We start from the raw sequence: 26,047 nt of genomic DNA, 5'->3' as shown, positions 1-26,047 counted from the left end.
CATCCTTAAAACTCCTTTTGTTTAGCAGTAGGTTTAATCTCCGAAATAAATAATCCGGCTAAGGTAAGTACAATCCCAAACACAGCAATTCCGGTAATCGTTTCATTAAGCACAATAACAGAGGTAACAACGGTTATGACCGGGACCATATAAATATAAACGCTGGTTTTTACCGCACCCAATAGTTTAACCGCAGAGTTCCACGTTACAAAACATAGGGCAGATGCGCCCAACCCTAAGAACAGAATGTTAAACAGATTGACTGGTTGCATCACTTGATTGATATTTGGTTCAAACCCGAATATAAATAATGCGGGTATCAGGAGTAGCAATCCATAAAAGAAAATTCTCCGTGTTGCTTGGATGGTGTTATAATGAAAACCGCTGATTTTTTTCATCAGGACAGAATAGACTGCCCATACCCCGGCGGCTAAAACAGCCAATATATCTCCCAGTGGATTTAATTTTAAATGATTGCTTCCGTCAAAGCTAATCAGGAAGATGCCGATAACAGCAACTGCAAAACCTATAAAAAATTGCAGTCTCAATTTTTCTCCATCTAATAACAGGTGTGCGAAGATAGCAGTAAAAAACGGCGCGATTGAAATAATGATGCCTACGTTGGAGGCAAAGGTATAAGTCAGAGCAATGTTTTCGAGCAAATAGTATAGTGTGACGCCACACAAACCAGATGCGGCAAAATACAACTCATGTTTTCTTTCCTTAACCTTAAGTCTATGAGGGTAAACCACAAGGAGCACAATGAAACCAATTGTAAATCTTATAAACAGGATTTCAATTGGAGAAATGATTTTTAAAAGTATCTTTGTCGAGATAAAAGTAGTACCCCAAATAAAGATTGTAATAAATGCCAATAAATGCCCGGTAATTTCTTTATTTCTATTCATGAATAATCCCTTCTATGTAAAGATCAACTGCGAGTATCCTTAAAAATATTCATATACTGTTTTGGTGTCAGCCCTATAAACTTCTTGAAGAAGTTGGTAAAGTGGCTCTGGTCGGTAAAACCTGTCTGTAGAGCCACCTGTATAGGCAAAACACCTTGTTCCAGCATTTTCTTTGATTTGTCAATTCGTATGGTTTCCAGGTAGCTATATGGAGAAATACCTTTTTGTTTGGTAAAAGAACGAAGCAGATAGTATTTGCTTAATCCGGTCAGCTTGCACAGGTCATTCAGCGTAATGTTTTCCATGTAGTGGTTTTCCAAAAATTCACAGATCGCCCTTGCTTCCGTGCTCGGTTCCATATTTCCGGCAGGGACTTCCTGCTCCGTATATTCTTCAATCAACTGCTCCAAAAGGAAAAAGAAGATTTCCTCTTTTCTAAAATCTCTTTCCTCATCCATAATCATCTGGTGTAATTCCCGGAGTACGGCAACCAATTCGCTATGAAAAACGACTTGGGGTGCAAAATAGGGCAGGTATTCTTTTCCTGTTATTTCAAAGATTGTCTTGCTCATAGTTTCCGGTTGGATATTAATACAACGATAATCCAGAGTTTTACCGTCAATTTGTTCGCAAGTATGATTATCACGTGGATTAAACAGTAGTAAATCTCCCGGCTCTATGGTATATTCCTTGTTTTTGCAGGATAAAAAGCGCTGTCCTTTTTCGATATAACCAATCACATAATACTCGTGAAAATGATTGGGGAATTTCTGCATAATACCCTGAAAATGATAGGCTTCCACTTTCAATTCGGTATCATATTTTACTGTTCTTATCTCTTGTTTCATGAATTTGTCCGCCTTTCCTGATTATCTGATATTAGTGTACCACAAGTGGCAATAACATTCTTGTATGATATTGCCCTAACCGATTTGTCAAACAAAAATAAAATTTATAAAAAATTAATTATTAGAAATAGATTATTAAAATAAATTAGTATGGTAAAATAAATTAGTAAGATAAAATAAATATGGAATAATATAGCTAATTCCCATAAAATATAGTTATGGATGCGGCCCCTATTCATTCGGTCAGCAGAATTTTAAAAGTAATATAACAAGGAGGATATTATGTCTAAACTATTTACAACTATGAAATTAAAGAATATGGAATTAAAAAACAGAATTGTCATGGCACCCATGTGTATGTTTTGCTCGGACCTTAATGGAATGCCCAATCATTTTCACGATACACATTATACAACCAGAGCCGTAGGCGGTGCAGGTCTTATCATCATGGAAGCAACCGGGGTGGAGAACAGAGGGCGGATCACGGATAAAGATCTTGGTATATGGAATGAAAATCAAGCGGAAAAATTAAGTAAGATTGTTGAAGCTTGTCATGCGTTTGGTGCTAAGATGGGTATCCAGTTAGGTCATGCCGGAAGAAAATCAGAGGTTTTATCCGAAGATTGTATTGCACCCAGTGCCATTGCTTTTAGCGAACGTTACCGTAATCCCAAAGAAATGACGAAAGAGGATATTAAAACTGTGATTACAGCTTTTAAGGACGCTGCCAAAAGAGCAGACAAGGCGGGGTTTGATACAATCGAACTACATGCGGCCCATGGCTATTTAATCAGTGAATTCTTATCCCCCTTACCAATAAACGTACCGATGAATATGGGGGGAATCTGACAAACCGGGTACGGTTCTTAAAGGAAGTTCTTAGAGAAGTAAAAACCGTGTGGCCGGAAGAGAAACCGATTATTGTGAGAGTTTCCGCAGAGGATTACACGGAAGAAGGGAATCACGACACCATAATGGCAGAAATGCTTAATCTGGTGAAAGACGAAGGAATTGACCTGGTAAATGTAAGTTCCGGAGCGGTAATTAATGTAGTGCCGGAAACATATCCCGGTTACCAGGTGAAATTTGCGGAAACAATCCGTAATAATACCGGTCTTCCGGTCATAGCCGGAGGGTTGATTACCTCGCCTCTAATGGCTGAAGAAATCCTTTCCAACAAAAGAGCCGACTTTATCTTTTTAGGCAGGGAGCTTCTTCGCAGCCCGTATTGGCCATTGTTGGCAGCAAAGGAATTAAGTGAAGACATCGAATGGCCGGAACCATATAAAAGGGCAAAAATTTAATTTAATATAGTTTTGTTCTTTCTCAATATTCCATTTTTATTCGGTTCAAATGTTATTACCCAATTCCGCATTGACTTAACAGATATCTAAGAGTAAAATTTACCATATAAATAAACATAGAATGAATCATTAACTTCCAACAGGTTTGTTATGATCGTTCAAAGTATGTTTAAATACATAAGAAAAGACAATGGAGGTTTTATGTCAAAGGAACAGGCTAGAATAACATGGATTGATATGGCTAAAGGTTACGGTATACTATTTGTTATCATTGGGCACTTGGGAGAATCGTTTTTGAGAAATGAATTTTATACGTTTCATATGCCTTTATTTTTTTTCTTATCCGGCTGCGTATTCTCGGCCAGTAAATATAATTTTAAAGAATTTCTGCTAAGAAAAGTTCAAACAATACTGATTCCATATATGGCATTGGGAATCCCTATGATCCTGTATACCTATTGGGAAATGTATTCAAGCTATCAAAGAAATATAAATGATTATATTAATGTAGCAAAAAGTTTTATCATACAACGCCGAATGTGGACCTTATGGTTTATCGCATGTCTGTTTTTCCTGGAAATTTTATTTTATCTGTTCGTGAAACTGGTAAAGGATAATTATATAAAACTGGGATTGATAACCGTTATCCTAACAGTTGCGGGTTTACTGTATTATAAGGCTGGGGGAGGCCCATTACCCTGGAATGTAGATGTTTGTTTAACCGGAATCTCTTTTTTTTATGTTGGTTATTTGTTCAAAAATATACATCAAATTCAAGATATTCTTTTTAGAAATAAACTTAGAATCGTTAATCTTATATTGTTTTTAGTACTTAACCTGGTATGTGGAGCAGAGACAGTAAGAATTGCCGGTGCTGGTTTGGAAATGTACGAAAGCAGATATGGATTTGCTCCACTGACTTTTATAGCAGCATTTGCAGGAATCTTCTTTGTGATTATCTTTTCTTACTCTATTGATATGAAACCGATTAGGTATATTGGAAAGAATTCATTAGTGTATTATGCATGGCACCAGACGATTTTGATTCCGATCATTGAAAAAGTATATAAAGAGTTACATATCTTTCAATTTATGGGATTCTCAAAAAAGCTATATTTTATAAAGATGGGAACTTCATTAGTTATCATATGTATCGTACTTACAGCCTTGGATTTTATTATAAGACATACGAAGTTAAGATTTATGGTAGGACAAAAAGTATCATTTAGGCGTAGGAAAGAGAGTTTGAATTAGTGGATGAAAGACAGCGTTTTCCGGTTTTGTATTATATTGATTAAAATTAAAATAGCTGGGGAGAATAATAATATATGCGGCAAAAGCCATACAAATAATTTAAAGGTAATAAGAAAGAAAATTGGATTATAAATGAAAAAGCTTAAAAGGGTTTGGGTATGGATGCCTGCCATACTGATTTTATTTTTAATATATAATTTTTCGGCTGCAAACGGCCTGCAGTCTTCTGCAATGAGTTCTAATCTGACAGAGAAGATTATCAACTTTTTTATTCGTGTACCTTTTTTGGATTTTAAACCGGCGCAGGAGAAAATATCCTTTCAGGTACTTCATATTTTTGTACGAAAATTAGGGCATGTAACAGAATATGCGGCACTTGCACTTTCAATGGCGTTTGCGTTGTATCAATATCAGGTCAATAACGGTAGGTTAATAGTCTGGTGTATGGCATTTGGATTTTTTTATGCCTGTACGGATGAAGTTCATCAGTTGTTTATATTAGGGCGGTCCGGTCAATTTACGGATGTACTTATTGATAGTCTTGGCATGATCTTTGGAGTATTATTTTTTACTTACTTATTTACTTTTTCCATAACATCAGCGTAAGAATGAGAAAGGAGTGAAACTAAATGAAAATGCGGTATTTCAATGAAATGCAATTGGCATTTTACAGTTCCCATGAAACACCTTTAATAACCGTTTAAAAATCACCATAACCAAGGAAGTATTTTTTAACATAATAAGGACCAGATAATTACAATGATATATTATGTTTTTATTAAAACATATCTGTATAGGATGATATTTGGGTTAGCTCAGAGGCTCTTTTGAGAAGTTCTGTTCTACCCGTATCATTTAGGCTTAAGTAGTAATTGATTAATAGTCTTACTCCTTCTAAAGAAGAAGTATGGTCGGATTCAGTGTTTATGATTTTTTTTGATACAAAGTCCAGACTTTCTTTAAGTACATTATCAATAACATCACTATTTTTATGAAAAGTAACTCGGTCGATTTCTCCACGCAAGTAATCGCCACTTACACGAAAAAACCTTTCCAAAGCTGCCATAGCCTTGGAATTTGGCTCTCGTAAGCCATTTTCATATCCAATAATTGAAGATACACTCAGCCCGGTTTGTTTTGCTAATTCCTTCTGAGTTAATCTCTTATCTAAGCGTAATTCTTTTATTCTTCTAGCAATGATCTGTTTTTGATCATCCATGAAAACACCCCCAATCCCAAAAAAGTATATCAGAAATTTATACAAATGTAAAACAAATAATGCATCAAAGCGTTGACTTTTACAATCGCATAACTTATAATTGATTAAAGCTTTTACAAGTGTATAAGTTGAAAGGAGTTGTGATTTATGATGGTTATCGTGAATTCTAGGAAACTGATTGAAAAAAGAAGAGAAAAAAAGCTGTCACAGCATAAATTATCTAAGCTTGCCGGGTTAAGTAATAACGCTGTATATAGAATGGAAGAATGCGAAAACAAAGTCAGTGAATTGAGAGTTAAAGCTGTAGCGGATGTTCTAGGGTGTCCCGTTTCTGAAATCTGCAGAAAGGCATAGTGTTAAAGGAAACTGTCATTGACATGACAGCGGTTTAAATTGTTCTGAACTATTTTATAAGAATAAATACATATTTACGGACAAACCGCAATATTGTTAGTAAAGAAGGACATGCTGTTTATGTATTGATGAGAGGATTTACCGGATAAAATTGTAACTAAAATCCGTAAAATCAATTAAAAAATTATCATAAGGAAAGGTAACGATTAAGTTGAGTATTTTAAAGAATTCTCTATACCGAAAGCTAAAAACCTACTATCTGTCCCATATATGGTGTTCGTTTGTACTGGTATTTCTTGTTTTAGTCACCTTTACCTTTATTGTAATTCAAGGTTATCTGAAACAGGAGTACAAGAAGTACTTAAAAGATAAAACTTACAGTACGGAGATTGTAGTATTATCTTCGATCAATCAAAACCTTAATTTAATTATTAAGGAATTTATACAGATTGCAGCGGAAGTTTCCAATGACAATTATCTTTATGAAGAGGTAAAGGCTTATGAGTTACAGGACAGCAACAGTACCAGAATCAGCAGGGATTTAATGAATGCCTTAAGCCGGTATTCCCAGTACTCCAGGTGGATTGAAAATATCTGTATTGTATCGGATAAAGGAATGCTGTTTCAGTATGACCGTAAGAACTACACGAATTATAAATTCTGGAACAAGGATAACATGGATATTCTCTATCAGATTAATAATCAGTTATTTGAACTCTTAAAACAAGATACCCTGCCAAAATACAAAGCGGACAGTTATTATCTCACCCATCCGGGGGATAAATCTCTTTATGTATTTCACATTGCCGTACCTCTTAAAGGAGATAAATCTTTCGACAATGTGACACATTCCGTAGTCTTATCTTTTAACAGTAAAGTATTGGGTGAATTCCTGGATACGGTTCATCAAAACAGCGAGGATCTGGCAATGGGATACGTTACGGACGAATGCGGGATTATATTGTACCATAAAGACACAGCTTACATAGGGAAAAAGCAGGAGGAATATTTAACTCAGGAAAATCTTCAGAATATCAGTGCAAAGATTGAGAAAGTTGGTTGGAACATAAATATAGCCATTGATGAGCTGAAAATGAAACATCAGGTGGATGTGATTTATTTAAGGGGAACCGTATTTTACATAATTATCTTATTTCTGATGATAGCCTTTTTCTTTTTAATTAAATTTCTGGTCTTAAAGCCGGTCAATGCTATTAACCAATCTATTCTGAAAGTTAAGAAAGGGAACCTTAACCATAAGATTATAATAGAAGGACGTAATGAAATCTGGAAACTGGCAGAGGAATATAACAATATGATTGATGCCTTACAGGAAATGAACCAAAAGGTTGAAAAACACCACCGGGATAAAGTGATCTCCATGAAGAAACAGCAAAGAGCGGAAAGAGCAGCCCTGGAATCCCAGATAAATGCTCATTTTATCTGTAATACCTTAGGAGCAATCAATTATGAAGTCATAGAAGCGGGAAATCATAAAGTATCCGTTTTAATTAAAAAACTCTCGAATATTTTGCGGTATACCTTTGACCAGAAACACCAGGATGTTTATTTTTTTCAGGAACTGGCCTGGATTGAGCAGTATCTGTATCTGCAGAAATTTCGTCTGGAAGACGTATTTGATTATGAAATAGATTTTTCGGAAGCTTTCGAGGGGTGGCCCTGCAGAAAACTCATGTTGGAACCTTTCGTTGAGAATTCTATTTTACATGGCTTTTTAGGAAAGCAGAAAGGAGGAAAAATTGTCATACGAGGGAAAGCTGCCGGCAAAAGGCTGAAACTTACGATTGAAGATAATGGACAGGGAATGGATGAAAAAACGGAGGAGGTAATACAAAGTATTATAAAGAATCCTTTAGCGGCGGATAAAAATAAGGTTGGTATCGGTATATCCAATGTGGTAACCCGGATGCGCATGTATTATGGCAGGGCAATGGAGATTAAACTGATAACCCATCAGGGGGCGGAACAAAATTTATATTTTACCTTCCCAACAGACAGTCAGAGGAGGATGAATATGCGTGTGATGATTGTGGAAGATGAGCAAAGGGCCAGAAGAGGTTTACATAATTTGATTACCTCTATCTCAGAGGATTATGAAGTGGTTTCAGAAGCAATGGATGGAAGAAAAGGGTTGGAGCTGATATTGTCTGTGAAACCGGATGTGGTATTTACAGATATTAAAATGCCTTACATGGATGGAATCGCGTTAATTAAGGCCGTTCGATCCATGGGAGTTAATAGTGAATTTGTAATAATCAGTGCCTATGAGCAGTTTGAAACGGCAAGACAGGCAATTTCTCTCGGAGTTAAGGGTTTCCTGGTGAAACCGGTAACTTATGAGGAGGTTAAGACCGTACTGGAACGTTTAAATAATAGAGATTACCAGAAATTAAAAGAGGCTGTTGCTGATTTGGAGAAGCAATATCCACTGGCCCATCCCTTAATACTAAAAGCCCTGCGGATTATTGAAGCAAATTATGCAGCGAAGATCAGTGAAGAGTATTTCGCGGAGTGTTTGGGAATGACCAAAGAGTATTTCAGTTACTTATTTCATAAGGACATTGGAATTACCTTTACCAAGTTCCTTAAAAACTACCGTATCCAGGTTGCAATATCACTGTTATTAAATGAAGGATTGCCTAAGGAGGATATTCCCTACAGTGTGGGTTTTTCCGACCCCAAGTATTTTTACAAAGTATTCCGTGAGATAACAGGTATGAGTGTATCAGAATATCTTAAAAAATTATCCTGATCTTAAATTCTTACTCTAAATTTATCTCCAATATCTTAAAAGCTTAAGTTTTTAGGATTTTTCTTTTTCGGTATAATTAGCTAACAATTAAACATGGCTTAAGGTGTAGGACACCAAGAAAAGGGAGGTAAAATTAATGAAAAGATTTAAAAAATTATTTGCACTTTTAATGGCTTTTTGTTTTGTACTGGTTCTGTTGGCCGGTTGCAAAAGCAAATCAGAAAGCACAAGCACAAGTGTGCCGGAAACCAAGGAAGATACGGCTTCTGAAAAAGCAACTGATGAGACCGGTACACAGGAACCAACCGAAGCGGCTGACTCCGGTAATGCCATAGAAGTATCCGTATGGCATTACTTTGAAAATGAAGCAGAAGCGCTGGAAAAACTGGCAAATGCCTATAATGAGATGCAGGACGAGATTCACATAACCTGCACCTTTGTTTCCCGTGAAGAATTAATGAAACAATATACCATAGGTGCAGTTTCCGGTGAATTGCCGGATATCGGTATGGTGGATTCACCGGATATGGCTTCTTATATTGCTCTTGGAGTATTTGAAGACATTACGGACGATTTAAGCGGATGGGAGGATTTAAAAAACTTCTACGAGGGTCCGCTTAGCAGCTGCAAAGACGGGGAGGGCCGGATTTACGGACTTCCTAACAATTCCAACTGTTTAGCGTTAGTTTGCAATATGGATCTATTAAATGCGGCAGGTTTCACCGAACCGCCGAAGACCTGGGATGAATTAAAAGAAATAGCAGCAGCTACCACCAATCCTGCTAACTCCGTATACGGCTTTGCCATGAGTGCCATCAGTAATGAAGAGGGTACCTTCCAGTTCATACCTTGGTTATATTCCGCAGGAGCAACGGTTTCTTCCCTAAGTTCCGACAATGCGGTAAAATCCTTATCTTTCTTAACGGATTTGGTAAATCAGGGTTATATGAGCAAAGAAGTTGTAAACTGGAGTCAGGGTGATGCTTATAATGCATTCTGCGCAGGAAAAGCTGCCATGTTGGAATCCGGTACCTGGCAGGTATCCACTATCGATACGGATGTAAATGGAACTTTTAAGTATAAATATACCTTACTGCCGAAAGATAATGAATACTCCAGCGTTATCGGCGGTGAAAATTTTGGTGTATGTGTCGGCTCAGAAGCAAGGGACGCTTGTGTTAACTTCTTGAAATATATGCAGTCAGCAGAAAATAACGCAGACTGGTGTGAAATTGCAGGTAAGATTCCGGTTCGAAGCGATGCGGCAACGTTAAAAGATTTCTGGACCAAGGATGAAAGATACGCCGTATTTACCGAGGGGATGAATTATGCCGTAGCAAGAGGACCTCACGAGGAATGGCCGACCATTTCAGAAGCAATTTATTCTTCCGTTCAGGCGGCCCTCATCGGGGAAAAATCGCCGGCAGATGCTATGGCGGGTGCTGCTGCTGTTGTGGATCCTATTATTGCTGCGAATCCAATAGCAGAATAAATACGGAGCATAATTATAATTAATATGATAAGTAATTGTGAAACTCCAATAGTGTATTTATATACCATGCAATTAATACAATTTAAGAGCTGAATCTTGCCCGGAGGGCAACTGAAGCTATAAAATTGGTATTAATTGTATGGTATATTCGAAAAACTGCATAGTTTCCCAATTACCTAATTAATATGAAGCAGTAAGGAGCTGATGCAAGTTGCAGAGAGTCAGATAAACTTATAATTTTGCATCAGCCCCTTCATACAGAAATGAGGTGTAAGAACAATGCGAATGAAAATGGCAACCAAGAAAAAGCTGGAAGGTTTTTGTTTTATTCTGCCCGGCTTTCTATATATGTTACTTATTCTGGGTTATCCTCTTATTTACAACTTTATCTTAAGCTTTAAAAATATGGATATTAAGAATTTTAAGAAAGCTACCTCCGTATTTATCGGTTTTCAAAATTATTCATTCCTGTTTAAGGATGAAACGTTCCGGCTGGTATTTAGAAACACATTTATATTTACCATAAGCTGTCTCATTTTTCAATTTACCATAGGTTTTATTTTTGCTATGTTTTTTTCCAAGAAGTTTACCTTTGCCGGTCCCATCCGCGGATTGATTCTGATTGCATATATGATGCCTATGTCAGTTACCGCATTAATGGGTAAAAATATATTCGGTGTCTCCGAAGGGGTTATTAATGATTTATTAATGAAAATCGGTATTATAAAATCACCGGTCGAATGGCTGGTCAGTACAAGCACGGCTTTGATTGCGGTTATTGTTATGAACTGCTGGGTAGGAATACCCTTTAATATGCTTTTATTGACATCCGGTCTTACCGGCATTCCCGATGAAATTTATGATAGTGCGGCAGTTGACGGTGCTAATCCCAGGCAAAGATTTCTGCATATTATCCTGCCTTTAATGCGCCCGGCCATTTTATCCGTTTTAATGTTAGGGTTCATATATACCTTTAAAGCCTTTGACCTTATGTTTGTAATGACCAGCGGAGGACCGTTAAACTCAACGGATGTTTTGGGTACCTATGCATATAACCTGTCTTTTACCCAATATAAATTTTCCTTAGGTGCGGCTTCTGCCATTATTTTATTTATCTGCCTGTTTGCGGTGGGATTATTTTATTTAAGACTGATATCAAAGGAGGAGGATTAAGATGGCCGGTAGGAACAGTAAACGCCTGAGTTTTTCAAAGCAGCAGCGAAGAAATACTATCTATTGTTTCATTTCCATATTAATTACCATTGTATTCCTCTTTCCGATTTATTGGCTTATTATTATGTCCTTTAAGTCGGATACCGAAACCTTTGGTAAAATACTTACCTATTATCCACACAAATTCACCTTAGACCCCTGGCTTGAAAATCTTAAGGATAAGGATTTTTTAGTTTCCTTAAGAAACAGTGTGGTGATAGCAGCCTGTTCCATGACATTATCCTTGTTGTTTGGTATTCCCGCCGCTTACGGTATGGGACGGTACAAAGTGCCCGGAAGAAAAGCTCTCCTTTTAACATTTTTAATCACCCAGATGCTTCCGGCTTCGTTAATGTTAACCCCAATGTATTTGATTTTTAATAAGCTTGGTATTTTAGGAACCTTTATTGCTCCGGCGATCGCCATTGCCAGCGGTTCCGTACCTTTTATTGTCATAACACTGCGGCCTTATTTTAAAAGTATTCCCGCTTCCTTAGATGATGCGGCCCGGATTGACGGCTGCAGCGTTATAAAGTCATTCTTTAAAATCATGATTCCTACTATTAAAACAGGGATTATAACTGTTACCGTTATATCATTTTTAAGCGGTTGGAATGACTTGGCCTATTCCATGACCTTTAATGTAAAACCTGAAATGCGTCCTTTGACAGCCAATATCCATAAATTTCAGAGTAAATACGGAACCAAATGGAATTGTATTATGGCTTACGGTGTAATATTAGTCCTTCCGGTAATTTTAATTTTTGTATTTCTGCAGAAATACATTATAGGCGGTCTGACAGCAGGAGCGGTGAAAGAGTAGATAAGTAATAAAATCTGAATATTAAAAGAGACACAAAATAAGATATTAATTTTATAACATAAAGAAAAGAGGTTTAAGTATGTCAGAACAAAATCATGGACAAAATCAGGATTTTTTATTTGGGTATTTTAAGGATCAGGGCGGCAGCCTTTATTACCGCTATGATGCGGAAGAAGTAATGATTGAGCCCTGGGGGGATAACAGTTTAAGAGTCAGAGCCAGCAAGATGCCTGGAATGCCCGCAGAAGACTGGGCACTGATACCACAGGAGGACAATAATGCTGTGGTAACCATTGAAAAATACCAGGCCTCCATACAAAACGGCAAACTAAAAGCGGTGATTAATAAAATCGGTAAACTTACCTTTTATAATCAGAAAGGAGAAATACTGTTAGAGGAATATGTCCGCAACCGTAAAGATATGTTTGCAGATACCTGCAGTTCCATAGAAGTGGAAGCGCGGGAATTCAAACCAATCACTGGCGGTGATTATAAGCTGTCCATGCGTTTTGTATCAAATCCTAATGAAAAGATATTTGGAATGGGACAATACCAGCAGCCGTTTCTGGATTTAAAAGGGGCTGACTTGGAACTGGCACACCGGAATTCCCAGGCAAGCGTACCATTTGCATTATCCTCCCTGGGATACGGATTTTTGTGGAATAACCCGGCTGTTGGCAGAGTAAATTTTGGCAAGAATATTACAACCTGGGAAGCTTATTCCACTAAGAAGTTAGATTACTGGATTACTGCAGGAGATACCCCTGCGGAGTTGGAAGAAGCTTATGCAAATGTAACCGGTAAAGTACCTATGATGCCGGAATATGCAATGGGATTCTGGCAGTGCAAGCTCCGTTACCAGACCCAGGAGGAATTGCTGGAAGTTGCCAGGGAATATAAGAGAAGAAATCTCCCTATTTCCATAATTGTCGTAGACTTCTTCCATTGGCCGCTCCAGGGGGAATGGAAGTTTGATCCGGTATATTGGCCCGATCCGGATGCCATGATTGCAGAATTAAAAAATATGGGAATTGAATTAATGGTATCCATCTGGCCGACAGTAGATTACAGAAGTGAGAACTTTGAAGAAATGAGAAATCGGGGATTGTTAATCCGTACTGACCGTGGTTTTCGCATTTCTATGGATTTTCAGGGAAATACCGTTCATTATGATGCCACGAATCCGGAAGCCAGAGAATACGTATGGAATAAGGCAAAAGAAAATTATTATAAAAAAGGTGTAAAAATCTTCTGGCTGGACGAAGCGGAACCGGAATATTCCGTATATGATTTTGATAATTACAGGTATCATTTAGGTCCCGATGTACAGATTGGCAATATTTATCCCCTTATGTATGCAAAAACCTTTTTTGATGGCATGAAAGAAGAAGGACAGGAGAATATTATTAATCTCCTCCGTTGTGCCTGGGCTGGTTCTCAAAAATATGGTGCGCTGGTATGGTCCGGAGATATCCACTCCACTTTTGCCAGCTTAAGAAATCAGTTTGCCGCCGGGCTTAATATGGGAATTGCCGGTATTCCCTGGTGGACTACGGATATCGGCGGATTTTTTGGTGCGGATATCAGGGATCCAAAATTTCACGAACTCTTAATCCGTTGGTTTGAATACGGAACATTTTGCCCGGTAATGAGACTGCATGGATACCGATGGCCGCTTCAGCCCCAGTACGGTACCACAGGAGGAGCCACCTGTATTTCCGGTGCATCCAATGAGGTCTGGTCCTACGGTGACAAAGTTTACAATATATGTAAAAAGTACTTAACTATCAGGGAAGCCATGAAACCATATATCACAAAGATTATGGAAGAAGCACATACTAATGGAACGCCGGTAATGAGACCGTTGTTTTATGACTTTCCGGAGGATCAGGTTTGCTGGGAGAATGAAACCCAGTACATGTTCGGACCGGAAGTATTAGTTGCACCGGTTATGGAACAGGGAGTAAGAGAACTTAAAGTCTATCTGCCAAAAGGTGCTGACTGGACACATATCTGGACAAAAGAAACTTATCCGGGTGGTCAGACGGTTAGCATTAACGCACCCGTGGAAGAGATTCCTTTGTTTACAAAAAACGGATACGAACTTAATATTGTTTAGAATTTGGATTAATTTTGCAAACAGTTAACAATAGCTCAGAAAGTTTGGTGATCGGATGTGAGTGAATTGGGAAAAAAAACAAGGGATAAGCAAAGGCTTTTTACCCCGGACTCCGGAGGTATCTATAATTACATAGAAAAATTTTTTGATATGGCTGCTCTCAGTATTATTTGGCTGATAACAAGCCTGCCCTTAGTTACTATGGGTGCTTCTACTGCAGCCTTATATTATACCGTTCATAAAGTAATCAGGCAGGACCGGGGATATCTCTTGCAGGAATTTATACATTCATTTAAAGTGAATTTGAAAGAAGGGACAGTCCTTTTACTTATCCTGGGGGGAACCGGTTTTATTTTACAGTTAAATATAGGAATCTTATATTCACTCACAGACGGTTTATTCGGTTTATTTTTTATAATATTTTATCTATTTCTTCATATATGGATGATAGGAATTGGAATCTATACATATCCACTGTTATCCAGATTTGAAATGAACTTCGGATGGATATTAAAACTGGCAGTATATATGACGGTCCGGTATCTGCCCGTTACACTTTTCTTGCTTTTAATTTTAGCTATAGGTTTAGGGTTGATTTATTACTTTCCGGTGTTAATCATTTTAATACCGTCATGGATTATATTAGCAGTTTCTTATTTAATGGAGCCAATATTGGAGAAACACAGAACAACTTAAGGTTTCTTTTATTGGAACAGTCGTATAGTATTCATGGAAAGTTGACAAATGATGGATACCTGTTATAATTGTTATAATTTGGGTTCGGTAATAAATGTTTCTAAATCGAATTAAAAGAATAAATGAAATTATAACAGGTGAATGAATGAAAAATAGAATAAAAGTGTTTTATTGGCTGCCGGCTGTTATTATGATGATTATTATTTTTCGGTTTTCTACTGCGAATGGAGAACAATCCTCCGGATTAAGTTTAGGATTAACACAAAATATTATAGATACGGTCACCAGCATAGCTAATATTGATTTAACCCCGGGAGAAAAATTGTCTATTATAGAATCGATACACACACCTATCCGTAAATTAGGGCATCTGACGGAGTATGGAATCTTAGCCATAACAGTTGCCTTTCCACTCTATGTGCTTCACAAGAAACGCAGATGGAGGTTGTTTTTGTGGTGTGAGGGAATCAGTATCTTATACGCCTGCTCCGATGAATTTCATCAATTATTTGTACCGGAACGCTCCGGGCAGTTTACGGATGTCTTAATTGATAGTATCGGTATAACTTGTGGCTTATTATTTTTCTGTATCTTTCTTAAGATCATTGGCAGAAATTTTAACAGTCACATATAAAAGATAAACCAATGCTGCCCCTCTCTTAGCGGTCCGGCAATAAGCTGCCGGAAATAAATCGTACTTACCGGACGTTAGTCGGATAAAATGAGGATTGGGGCAGCTGTTTCTAACACCTTAATTCGGTATGGTAAGTACTGAGGTCAGGAATGCTAGGGCAAGCCCCTGGCCCCAGCCCTGTGCCCAGGTTTTTGAGATGTTTAAGTAACCTTCCCGGTCATTCATTACTGCAGTACCGCCGGATACGTTCAGTACCCTGCCGTCATCGGAAATATTAATCAGAATTCCATCCAGAGCTTTCTGGACATATTTCGAATGAAGGGGATTGCCGTTTTCCACCATTGCAGCAGCTATTCCGCAGGAAGCGGATATTTCTTCATAGGATTCTTCATCATTGATTAAAGTCCTCCATAATCCATTCTCTGTCTGCAAGGTTTTTAATGCGGATAGCTGGTCTCTAAGTGCACAGTTTATATCCATGTATTTGGGATAAAGGTAACATTTCGGCAGATATTTTTTAACCTGTGCCATGGTATAGGCAGCCCAGGAATTTGCTCTTCCCCAATAAAATCCTGACATATGGTCCTTGTTTATATTGTTATATCCGTGGTACCACAGATTTGTTACCGGATCCTGCAGATATGTTATATGCCAGTAATATTGATTTAAAGCATCTTCAATCAATTCCTTATTATCTAACTTTGCGCCTACCCTCAGTAAGAAAAAAGCAGCCATAAATAAGGTATCTGCCCAGGCCTGTTCGGGAAAATCATTATTTACCGATACGGTATGCTGCATTACCTGTTCACCGAAACGCAGTGTTTGATTACGGAGATAATCTACCTTACTCATAACCACATTCCAGTATTTTTCGTCTCCGGTTGCTTCATAAAGGGTAATCATGGTGTGGCCCATTGCACAGGTATTTACGGTCCAGTCCGGTAATCCCAGTTCCAAATATTCGTCGGTCCATTTTTGTAACATATCTATGTACCCATCCGTTTTAGTTGCTTTATATGCTTCACAGACGCCATAATAAGCAACTCCGCAGGGCCAATCCCACAATAAATCCATGGACAGGGTTTTTTGTACAATCTTATCAATTACAGTTAGAATATAATCTTTGTCATAATTTATTTTAAGCATAGAATCCTCTCATTAGCCGGTTTAATTATAATTTCCGGCCTCAATGGCTTTCGTCTTTTCATCCAGAATTGCCTGGTATCCTGCATCCAGGAACTCCTGGCAGGCTTCTTTATAGGTTGCCTCAAATTCGGCTTCCGGACTCATGGCACATTTTACATAAAGCTCTTTCCACAAATCATTCAAATCTGATTTATATTCGGCTACGGATTCCAAAACAACGGAATATAATGCATCCGGAGTGGAATATTCCAGATTATCCTTATAATATTGATAAGAATCTTCGATTAAATATTCATAGCCTGCCGGGGCCCAGTTGGCGACGTTTGCCTTATAATTTACCTCTTCCTCCTTATACTGTGCACTTTCCGTTACCAGACACCAATAATCTTTGTTATTGTTATCCGATAATTTTGATTCGCCTGTAAAATCGGTTTTCTTAACAGCTAAACCGCTCTCATCCAGGGTATAGTTTTGACCTTCCACACCGTTTTGCAGGAAAAACAGGTTATCTGTATTGCTCATCCATTCCAGGTACATCCAGACTGCAGCCCGTTCCTCGGGACTGGAGGTTGAATTAATACCCATAATCATTCCAAACGGCCAGTAAGCACGTCCCTGGGGTTTATATTCATCACCCTTTGGTACTAATGCCTTAGGATCCAGTACGGCAACCTTGGCATCGGGATCATTGGTTAACAGGTTTTCGATTACAGGTGATGAACTGGATAAATACAGGGCATAAACACCGGAACTGCCGGAAACAAAATCTGCCTGGGTGGAGGCATCATCCGTATTTAAATAAAATTCCGGATCAATTAATCCATTATTGCACTGATAATTTAAATTCTTTAGATATTGATGTGTAGGCTCCCAGGTAAATGCAGGAACGGAAAGATCCGAATATAAAGCTCTTTCTTTTTCGTCAATCGGCCAGGTACGGAAAGCATAATCATAAGTGAAATTGTTCTGGACCAGATTACCTCCGCCGTTTCCAAGACCGGCTTCTTTCCAGGCTTTTAATAACTCATTGTATTCCTCCAAACAGGTTGGCATTTTCATTCCAACGGCATCAATCCAGTCCTGCCTGATTAAGGTCAGCCAGTTGTAAGCATCCGGCCTGTCGGCAAAGAAGAAATAATTATCCCCGTTTACCTTACCATAGGTAGTATTGGTTTCTCCCATGTTAGCCCAGTAGGTAGGCGCATAGAATTTGATTTCATCAAGATCCAGCTTCTGCATGGCACCTTCCCCATAGTATGCCAGAATCTGGGGCATATCATAATGGAAAATAATATCCGGTGCGGTATCGGCTGCCAGCATTTGAGTATAATCGGTTACTTCGGTGGACCTTCCGATAGCAACAAACTTAACCGTTATATTATACTTATCACCGAACTGGGATTGAATCCATCTGGTATAATAATTATCGGTTACATTCCATCCCTCAAAGGCTCTGTCATATACAGGAATTTCAATTGTTACGTTATCTTTAAAGCCGGATGAATAATCGGTATAAGCTCCAGTAGTTCCCCTGCAGCATTATCACCTGTTGTAGTTTCTCCTGCAGCAGTTTCTTCTGCCGTAGCATCTGCTGCCCCATTGGCCGCTGTTTCTTCCGTCGGACCTGTTTCATTGCTTTTACACCCTGCGGTCATAAAGATGGTCAGGGTACAAATCAATAAAAGTGTTGTCAGTTTTTTGAAAACTTTTTTCATAACAAACTTACCTCCTTTGATAATAATTATTTATAAGAAAGTGCTGCGTAAGACCTTATGTCATTGGATATACCATAGATTTCATATTTACAGCACCTCCATCACTCCATTTATTGGTACCGCATTACCCTTTCACAGCACCGATCATGGTTCCCTGTACGAAATATTTCTGTACAAAGGGATAAATACATAGAATGGGAATGGTTGCAAACATAATACAGGAAGCCTTTAAAACTTCAGGACTGGTATACTGTGCGGAACCCTCTGCCGCAGCCTGAAAAGATTCTGTTGCCGCAACAACCAGATAATAAAGCTTTAACTGAAGTGGCCTTAAATCAATATTCTGCTTTATATAAAATAAGGCATCCTGATAGGCGTTCCATCTGCCAACCGCATAAAACAAAGAGAGGGTGGCGATAATTGGCTTTGATAAAGGAAGTACAATACTTTTTAATATTCTAAACTGACCTGCCCCGTCAATGACTGCAGATTCAACCAGGCTGTCGGAAATGGTATTTTGCAGCGTGGTTTTCATGATCAACAGGTTATAGGGGCTGAAAGCCAGTGGGAGAATCATGGCCCACCAGGTATCCAGTAAATTTAAGTTGTTTATCAATAAATATTCGGGGATAATCCCGCCGCCAAAATACATGGTAAACATAAACAAAAAGGTAAAAACGGATCGGCCCTTTAAGGTTTTCCTCGAAAGGGGGTATGCCGCACAGATGGTAATAATCATACCTAAAACAGTAAAGGCTATGGTAACGACGATGGACACATATAGGGATCTTAAAATACTGAAATCGGCAAAAATTTTTCGGTATGCATCCAAGGTAAAACCTTTCGGCAATAATATAATTTTATTGGCTATTACAAATGCTTCCTCACTGACGGACTTTGAAAATACATGTATGAACGGCAGCAGGCAGGTTAGTGCGGTAACTGCTAAAATGGAATGAATGAAAAGATCCGTAAAAAAATTATGTAACCTGGATTTGGTCCAGGGTTTTTTAGGGGATATAACGGTCTTCGGATTAATACTTGATGCCATCTGCATTTCCTCCTTTATAAGATTCCTTCTTCGCCAAGTTTTTTAGCGAAGAAATCAGAGCCGATTACTAACAGTAATCCGATTACGGACTGGAATAAACCAATGGCAGTTGCTTCGCTGTATTTGCCGTTTGAGAGACCTAACCGGTAAACCAGTACGGGAATGGTATTGGTATACTCCGTAGTTGCCACGTTCATTAAAGCATTTACCGATTCAAAAGAACCGCCCATAATTTTGCCCAGATTCATAATCAGCAGGATTACAATGGTGCTTTTGATGCAGGGCAAAGTAACATGGATACATTTTGCAAGTCTTCCGGCTCCGTCTACAGTTGCCGCTTCATACAGCTCCGGATTAACGCTTGTAATGGCAGCCAGATAAATGATGGTTCCCCAACCCATTGTCTGCCATACGTTAATGAGGACATAGGTAATTAGCCAGTGGTTATCCTCCTGAAGAAAAGGAATCCTGACATGGCCTGTTGCTTCAAGAAGATTATTTATAACACCGTTTGCCAGACCGAAGATCTGGTAAGCAATGGCACCTATGATAACAAAGGATAAAAAATGAGGCAGATATAATAAAGTCTGTGTTAGTTTTTTAAAGTACTTATTTTTTACTTCGTTTAATAAAAGGGCCAGTAAAATAGGAAGCGGAAAGCCTATAATCAGTGTTAAACTGTTTAATAACAGTGTATTCCGGATTGATTTCCCGAAATCCCTCATCTGAAAGACTTTCCGGAATACGGAAAGACCCACCCATTCACTGCCTGAAAATCCTTTCAGGATTTTATAATCTTTAAAAGCAACAACCAGGCCAAACATGGAACCATACTTAAAAATGAAAGCAAAAGCAACCGGAACTAATAACAATATGTATAACTGCCAGTCTTTTCTTAAATAGAAAAGGATACTTTTTCTCTTATTCCGGTTCTTAATACTTTCTTGAACAGAAGTAAGATGATCGGATTCCTTGCCGGTGACTCTGGCAATTTTCATAAATTAATCCCTCCTTATCACGTGGATTTATGCGTTTTATACATAAATAATATATGTGAACTATATAATGATTTATTAGAGATGTAAAGTATCAATTTTGTCACTGCTTATCATTTTTGATATTGTCGAAACCGTTGATTTTTCTTAAATTTCATAAAGAATTCCTGAAAATTAATCTGAAATTAGAAAGAAAAAAACATGTCCGGATGACTATTTCAGTTCATTTTTTTATCAAAAATGATAGTTCAGTATCAAAAAATATCCATAAAACAGTTATTTAAAATCTGTTTTATGGATATTTTGTATAGCTTAACCGGATGCTAGTCTCCAATGGCTCCCATACTTTTCGCGAGACGATTCACACGATACAGCCCGGTATATTTATATACTTTCCTCCTGTTTAAGGTTTTTAAATTCACTTGGAGAGATACCCTCATATTTTTTAAAAAAACGGATTACGCTTTGGATATTCCGGTAGCCCACCTCTTTTGCAATTTGTGAAATGTTTAAATCGGAATGAAGCAGCAGGTTTTTTACTTCTTCAATACGCAGGATATTTACATTATCATTTAAACTCTTTCCTGTTTCTTCTTTTATAAGTTTTCTTAGATAGGAATAACTGATACCTACTTTTTCTGCAATATCTTCCAATATAATATCTTCTTTATAATGTTCCCGGAGATACTTAAAAATTTGTTCGCAATATTTTGTTTCATTATTCTTACCGCTTGGAGCCGTATAATCCATAATGGATTTGAATATTTCCGTCAGATATGCTTCAATTTCATCCACCGTATCCAGACCGGCGATTTCAGAGTAAATATTAATATTACTCCTGAAAATTTTACTTGTATTAATATTATGTTCTACCAGAAATTTAATTGTTGCACCCACCAACTGATTAAAGATCAGCAGGATATTGTCGTATGAAATATCCTTTTCTTCTTTTATCTGGTTGACGATTTTCCGAAGCTCTGATTTTAAGCTTTCAAAATCACCGTTATTTAAGAAGTTCAGAATCTTTTTCTCGCTGTTATAGAAATAATGGAACTTTTTATTTTCCCTTTTTTCGGATTCCCAGAAAATAATGCTGTTTCTTCCGGCGAGTAATCTCTGCTTTACCGCTTCTGCGGCTTCATAAACGCATTCTTTAATACCCCCATAACTATTATGGACTCCGCTTACCCCGATTGTTACGGTATATCCCCGGACTTCCAGTGCTATGGTTTTTATCTGGTTAAGAACATTTTTTAAAGTCCTCGGCACCCGGATGTGGTCATAATATTCCATATTTATTATGATAGCAATGGTCCCGGCCTCATATCTGGCACAGCATACATGGTATTCTTCCGGAAAGGCGTTCTCAAATTTATCAAATAATAAATAACGCTGGTAGCTTCTGGTCTCGGGATTGGCTTCCTTTAAATAGGATTTTATATTATCGACAGATACCAGGGCAACAATATAATGGCTGTAGGGAAAGGCCTTTTTTATTTCTTCCATTTCCGTACTGTTTGCAATTTCACCGGTCAGTAAATTGTGAAATGCCAGATATTTTGTTTCCTTTTCTCTCTCTTTTAATAATTGGTTCAGGCCATCCTCCTGCTCCCTGATTTTTTCAAAAGCAGTCGTAAGATAGGCAAGTTCATTTTTATTTACCCTGTCCTCAAAACCTGCCTGTTTTTTCATAGAGTTAACCAATTGTTTCATTGGTTTGGAAAATCCGATGGATACCAGTACGGTTATTACCGTTCCAATGGCAATGATTACAATGGTAAGGATCATAAAATTGGTTCTGACTACGTTTGATTTCTCCAGTAAAGTATCCATGGAATAGGTTGTAATGTAGATCCAGTGGTTGAAAGGAGTTTTATAGAAAGTATATAAAATTCTCTCGTTCTCTGTATTTACATAAAAATATCCGGAGTCCGCTTTATTCTTTAAGATGTCTTTTACATAATTAACTTCACTGAGATTTTTATGTATCAGGGATTTATCTTTATGCGAAATTACATTTCCATCCATATCAGTGATGAAACCGGTTGAATCGGAATTATGTTTATTGGAATTAAGAAAACTGCTTACCTTTGTTTCGTTTACGTTTACTATGATAGTACCCTTCGTCGAGGTGGTAAGGCGATTAAGCCGGTAAACGTAGGATATGACGTTAATAGATTCGGAATATTTTAAGCCTTTTTCAATTTCAGTAACGGTAGCCTTATTTAACACCCTGGGGAACCAGACTCCTCCGGCGCCGTTGATTTTATCCATGGCGGCTTCCAGCCAGTCCATGCTTTCAAAATACTTAAGCCGGACGATTCCTTTATTGGTTGAAATGGCGTAATCCGCATTATCCAGGTAAAAAATAATCGAATATACGGTACTGTCATTGGACAGTATTTCGTTCATACTGTTCAGAATATTGACGGCGCTGTTTACCGTATCATAGTCGGAAGTCAGTTCAGTATAAGAAGTTATGTTTTTTATGGTATTAAATTTATTCTCTTTTACCATCTGAAGTACATCGACAATTACATTATTTAAGGCAAATTCATTCAGAGCAATGCCGGAATCCAGCTTAAGTAAGGCTGAATCGGCTATTTCCTGCTCCGAATAAGACATCATGCTGGCACTGCTGTAATAAGATATGATAGACATGGGAATAACCAGTACCAGGAACAGTATCATAAACAATTGGATCTGAACCGGTATTCTCTTCATAATAAACTCCTCTCTATTTGACCCTAGGGTATATTAGGTTATGCTTTAAGCATTTGCTATGAATCACAGGTAGTAATGTAAAGCTGGTTTCTTTAAGATTATTTTACAATATTTTCTTGTATATGGAAAGACTTATTGAGTAGATAACAAGGTTTGGAATAAGCAGGCCTTGCCTCAGCTCGCAATCACACCTGTCATAATTATAATTTGGATTTGAGGACGAAGCTTCTTAAAATAAGAAAGCACATAAATATTATGAAATAAAGTTGTTGATAAGACATAAATATGCTAGAATATTAAAATGAGTTATGATTATATGGGAGTAAATTGAAACAAGCCATCCCGGATAGGTATTTTTAACAACGCAATTTTTTATCATTATAAGAAAAAGGATGAACGGAATGAAATTAAATCACGAAAAGGGCGCAGCTCCTTTATACTCTCAAATCGAAAGTATTCTTAAGGAGAAGATTGAAAAGGGTGAATACGCTTACGGTGATGTTTTACCAAGTGAAAAACAGCTTCAGGAGCTTTTTGAAGTCAGCCGTGTAACGGTAAGACAGGCGGTAAGTTCACTGGTCAATGCTGGGTATTTACAACCCGCTCAGGGTATTGGTACGATAGTTGTATTTGAAAAGATTGACGAGAAACTAAAACGGGTCATCAGCTTCTCCGAAGAGATGGAGCAGCATGGCATGAAAATGGAGACCGGTTACTGTAAAATATCATTGGAAAAAACAAATAAAATTATAGCCGCAAAATTAGACATAAAAGAGGGAGAAGAGTCCTATAAGTTAGTCCGTGTCAGAGGTGTAAAAACTTCACCGATTGTATATTCCATTACCTATTTAAAAAAGAATTATGAACTTCCCCTGGATCCGAAGCAGTATATGGAATCCCTATATAATCTTCTGGATACCCGGTATGGAGTTAAAATTGTGAAAGGACAGGATACTTTTGAAGCAGTTCTGGCCGATAAGGAGATTAGTAAACATCTGAACATATCCGTAGGTTCCCCTGTCTTTAAAAGAACCAGAAAAACAACGGACCAGCAAAATGAAACCGTTGAATATACCATTTGTTATTATCCGGGAGATAAATACAAGTACTCGGTTGAACTATAATATCACAATAGATTATTACAAACCCACATGAATAAACCACGTCCATTACTAATATATATTCAAATCATTTTTTCAGATGAAAAAAGGTTAGATGAATATGTGCCGGTAATGGACGTTTTTTATTTATGTGCCAGTAAAGGGAATCAATGCGAGTATTTTCAATAACCGGAAAGCAAAGAAAGGGTTTTCCTGGATAGAATAGGATAAAAAAAAGAAATAATTACAATTGACTTTTCAAAGGTCCTATGCTAATATTTATTATAACGTTATAACATTATAACGTTATAATAAATATCAAAATGGAGGGTATTACCATGTTCAAAATGAAAAAAATCACAGCATTTTTATTAAGTGTAACAATGATGAGTATCATCGTTACCGGATGTGGGGGAGCAAAAACAGAAGGGGTTAGTAATTCTGCTTCCGAGAGTACAAAAGCAGAAGCCACAAGCTCAGAAGTTACTAAAGCGGAAGGAAGTACGGAATTCTGGCTTGACAAATTAAGTGATCAGGCTATCATCGACGAGTTATCATTGGTTTGGAAAAACGACTCCGGTGTTGACGTTAAAATTGTGAATTTTCCGGATGTAGCCGCATATCAGACTTCTCTGCAGCAATCCATCGATGATAAATCCGCACCTGGTATGTTTACCTGGTGGAGCGGAAGCCAGTTAGAAACCCTGGCTAAAAATGATAAGTTAGTTGATTTGACTGCGGAGTGGGATAATTACATAGCGGATGGAGTATCTGCAGATATTAAAGAAGCCTTTACGGTGGATGGAAAAGCTTATGCGGCACCATACAGTGTTTTGTATAACACATGTTTATATAATAAAACTGTTTTTGAAAAGGCAGGAGTAACGGATGTGCCAAAAACCTTTGATGAATTTTTAGCTGCTTGTGAAAAAATCAAACAAAGCGGAGTTACACCCATTGGTTTAAAAAATGATTCCTGGGCAAGTTTTATATGGTTTGAACAATTAATCGCAGCTTATGACCCTCAGCTGTATGTGGATATCTGTAACGGAACCAAAGCTTATACGGATGAAAGCGTTAAAAAGGTTATGGAAATCTGGAGAAGTATGTTTGATAAGGGGTATTTTGCAAAACCGCAATTATACAGTGATGTATTTAAAACCTTTGCAAAAGGAGAAATTGCAATTATGCTGGAACCGAATCCGACTGCTAATTCAATGGTAGTTGAATATGGAATGGAGGCTGGAACCGATTTTGATTCTTTTGTGGTTCCAAGTATGAACGGACAAAAAAGCACAATCTTTTTTGAAGCATCTCCCATTTGTGTAGCAAAAGCAAGTAAAGATAAAGATGCGGCTTTGGCTGCTCTCCGTAATTTTTATAAGACGGATACGCAAAATGTAATGTTAAATGAAAACGGTATAGCAAATACCAGTAAAGTTGATGTAAGCAATAAAACAATCCAGAATATTTTAAAGATGAGTGCGGAACCTGACAACTATCAATTGTATTTAAGATATTATGAGAACACTCCTGAAGATATCAGAAATTATGCTCTGGATGAACTGTCAAGATTTATGTACAGCGGTGCGGATACGGATGAAGTTTTAAACAACATCCAGAAGAAAGCAGATGAAGTCTTCAAAAGTTTAAAATAAATTGAAACAAAATTGTTCCATA

At 37.7% G+C, this 26,047-nt stretch carries 21 protein-coding genes and 1 pseudogene; 13 read left to right on the top strand and 9 right to left on the bottom strand.

Going from position 1 to position 26,047, the window contains the following annotated elements; genetic code table 11:
* Positions 1–5 precede the first annotated feature (5 nt).
* Both Ana3638_RS03440 and Ana3638_RS03435 read right to left on the bottom strand, forming a co-directional pair.
* Positions 6–908: a DMT family transporter gene (locus Ana3638_RS03440; RefSeq protein ID WP_161836789.1), complete on the bottom strand. Its 903-nt coding sequence runs from the start codon at positions 906–908 to the stop codon at positions 6–8.
* 23 nt (positions 909–931) lie between these two features.
* Positions 932–1,756: an AraC family transcriptional regulator gene (locus Ana3638_RS03435; RefSeq protein WP_161836788.1), complete on the bottom strand. Its 825-nt coding sequence runs from the start codon at positions 1,754–1,756 to the stop codon at positions 932–934.
* A gap of 282 nt (positions 1,757–2,038) precedes the next feature.
* On the opposite strand from Ana3638_RS03435, the pseudogene namA reads away from it, so the two are divergent.
* The 3 genes and pseudogenes from namA (at position 2,039) to Ana3638_RS03420 (ending at position 4,920) form a co-directional block, all read left to right on the top strand.
* Positions 2,039–3,060: pseudogene (namA, locus tag Ana3638_RS27000) on the top strand (NADPH dehydrogenase NamA).
* 201 nt (positions 3,061–3,261) lie between these two features.
* The gene (locus Ana3638_RS03425) at positions 3,262–4,314 is read left to right on the top strand and encodes an acyltransferase family protein (RefSeq protein WP_161836787.1); all 1,053 of its coding nucleotides are present in this window, start codon (positions 3,262–3,264) and stop codon (positions 4,312–4,314) included.
* 132 nt (positions 4,315–4,446) lie between these two features.
* Complete coding sequence (locus Ana3638_RS03420; protein ID WP_161836786.1) at positions 4,447–4,920, top strand: VanZ family protein; 474 nt, start codon at positions 4,447–4,449, stop codon at positions 4,918–4,920.
* Positions 4,921–5,092: 172 nt separating this feature from the next.
* On the opposite strand, the gene Ana3638_RS03415 is transcribed toward Ana3638_RS03420, so the two are convergent.
* Positions 5,093–5,533, bottom strand: coding sequence for a helix-turn-helix domain-containing protein (locus tag Ana3638_RS03415; RefSeq protein ID WP_161836785.1), 441 nt, complete (start codon positions 5,531–5,533; stop codon positions 5,093–5,095).
* A 147-nt stretch (positions 5,534–5,680) separates the two neighbouring features.
* On the opposite strand from Ana3638_RS03415, the gene Ana3638_RS03410 reads away from it, so the two are divergent.
* The 8 genes from Ana3638_RS03410 to Ana3638_RS03375 all read left to right on the top strand — a co-directional run bounded on the left by Ana3638_RS03410 (position 5,681) and on the right by Ana3638_RS03375 (position 15,636).
* Positions 5,681–5,887, top strand: a complete 207-nt coding sequence (locus Ana3638_RS03410; protein ID WP_161836784.1) for a helix-turn-helix domain-containing protein — start codon at positions 5,681–5,683, stop codon at positions 5,885–5,887.
* Positions 5,888–6,098: 211 nt separating this feature from the next.
* Positions 6,099–8,660, top strand: a complete 2,562-nt coding sequence (locus Ana3638_RS03405; protein ID WP_161836783.1) for a response regulator — start codon at positions 6,099–6,101, stop codon at positions 8,658–8,660.
* 136 nt (positions 8,661–8,796) lie between these two features.
* The gene (locus Ana3638_RS03400; RefSeq protein ID WP_161836782.1) at positions 8,797–10,152 is read left to right on the top strand and encodes an extracellular solute-binding protein; all 1,356 of its coding nucleotides are present in this window, start codon (positions 8,797–8,799) and stop codon (positions 10,150–10,152) included.
* Positions 10,153–10,431: 279 nt separating this feature from the next.
* A complete protein-coding gene (locus tag Ana3638_RS03395; RefSeq protein WP_161836781.1) occupies positions 10,432–11,325 on the top strand; it encodes a carbohydrate ABC transporter permease in 894 nt (297 codons plus the stop codon).
* Position 11,326: 1 nt separating this feature from the next.
* Positions 11,327–12,187, top strand: a complete 861-nt coding sequence (locus Ana3638_RS03390) for a carbohydrate ABC transporter permease (RefSeq protein ID WP_161836780.1) — start codon at positions 11,327–11,329, stop codon at positions 12,185–12,187.
* A gap of 178 nt (positions 12,188–12,365) precedes the next feature.
* Positions 12,366–14,306 carry a glycoside hydrolase family 31 protein gene (locus Ana3638_RS03385; protein WP_334297132.1) on the top strand — a complete coding sequence of 647 codons (1,941 nt, stop codon included), beginning with the start codon at positions 12,366–12,368 and terminating at the stop codon, positions 14,304–14,306.
* 57 nt (positions 14,307–14,363) lie between these two features.
* On the top strand, positions 14,364–15,002 hold the full coding sequence (locus Ana3638_RS03380) for a YesL family protein (RefSeq protein ID WP_161836778.1): 639 nt from the start codon (positions 14,364–14,366) through the stop codon (positions 15,000–15,002).
* Positions 15,003–15,147: 145 nt separating this feature from the next.
* Positions 15,148–15,636, top strand: a complete 489-nt coding sequence (locus Ana3638_RS03375) for a VanZ family protein (protein ID WP_161836777.1) — start codon at positions 15,148–15,150, stop codon at positions 15,634–15,636.
* A gap of 117 nt (positions 15,637–15,753) precedes the next feature.
* Here Ana3638_RS03375 and Ana3638_RS03370 read toward each other — a convergent pair whose 3' ends face one another.
* The 6 genes from Ana3638_RS03370 to Ana3638_RS03345 all read right to left on the bottom strand — a co-directional run bounded on the left by Ana3638_RS03370 (position 15,754) and on the right by Ana3638_RS03345 (position 23,267).
* Positions 15,754–16,782, bottom strand: coding sequence for a glycoside hydrolase family 88/105 protein (locus tag Ana3638_RS03370; protein WP_161836776.1), 1,029 nt, complete (start codon positions 16,780–16,782; stop codon positions 15,754–15,756).
* A 21-nt stretch (positions 16,783–16,803) separates the two neighbouring features.
* Complete coding sequence (locus tag Ana3638_RS03365) at positions 16,804–18,102, bottom strand: type 2 periplasmic-binding domain-containing protein (RefSeq protein ID WP_408609491.1); 1,299 nt, start codon at positions 18,100–18,102, stop codon at positions 16,804–16,806.
* Positions 18,103–18,260: 158 nt separating this feature from the next.
* The gene (locus tag Ana3638_RS03360; RefSeq protein ID WP_161836775.1) at positions 18,261–18,497 is read right to left on the bottom strand and encodes a hypothetical protein; all 237 of its coding nucleotides are present in this window, start codon (positions 18,495–18,497) and stop codon (positions 18,261–18,263) included.
* Positions 18,498–18,621: 124 nt separating this feature from the next.
* Positions 18,622–19,548, bottom strand: a complete 927-nt coding sequence (locus Ana3638_RS03355; protein WP_161836774.1) for a carbohydrate ABC transporter permease — start codon at positions 19,546–19,548, stop codon at positions 18,622–18,624.
* Between the two features lie 14 nt (positions 19,549–19,562).
* A complete protein-coding gene (locus tag Ana3638_RS03350; RefSeq protein WP_161836773.1) occupies positions 19,563–20,546 on the bottom strand; it encodes an ABC transporter permease in 984 nt (327 codons plus the stop codon).
* 381 nt (positions 20,547–20,927) lie between these two features.
* A complete protein-coding gene (locus Ana3638_RS03345; protein WP_161836772.1) occupies positions 20,928–23,267 on the bottom strand; it encodes a helix-turn-helix domain-containing protein in 2,340 nt (779 codons plus the stop codon).
* Between the two features lie 401 nt (positions 23,268–23,668).
* Here Ana3638_RS03345 and Ana3638_RS03340 point away from each other — a divergent pair, with 401 nt between their 5' ends.
* Both Ana3638_RS03340 and Ana3638_RS03335 read left to right on the top strand, forming a co-directional pair.
* On the top strand, positions 23,669–24,391 hold the full coding sequence (locus Ana3638_RS03340; RefSeq protein WP_161836771.1) for a GntR family transcriptional regulator: 723 nt from the start codon (positions 23,669–23,671) through the stop codon (positions 24,389–24,391).
* A 314-nt stretch (positions 24,392–24,705) separates the two neighbouring features.
* A complete protein-coding gene (locus Ana3638_RS03335) occupies positions 24,706–26,025 on the top strand; it encodes an ABC transporter substrate-binding protein (protein ID WP_161836770.1) in 1,320 nt (439 codons plus the stop codon).
* Positions 26,026–26,047: the final 22 nt, after the last annotated feature.

Origin of the sequence: Anaerocolumna sedimenticola (assembly GCF_009931695.1) — a bacterium.
GTDB classification, from domain to species: Bacteria; Bacillota; Clostridia; order Lachnospirales; family Lachnospiraceae; genus Anaerocolumna; species Anaerocolumna sedimenticola.
The sequence above is the reverse complement of the archived record's forward strand: the minus strand, read 5'-3'. Positions and strand labels throughout refer to the sequence as shown.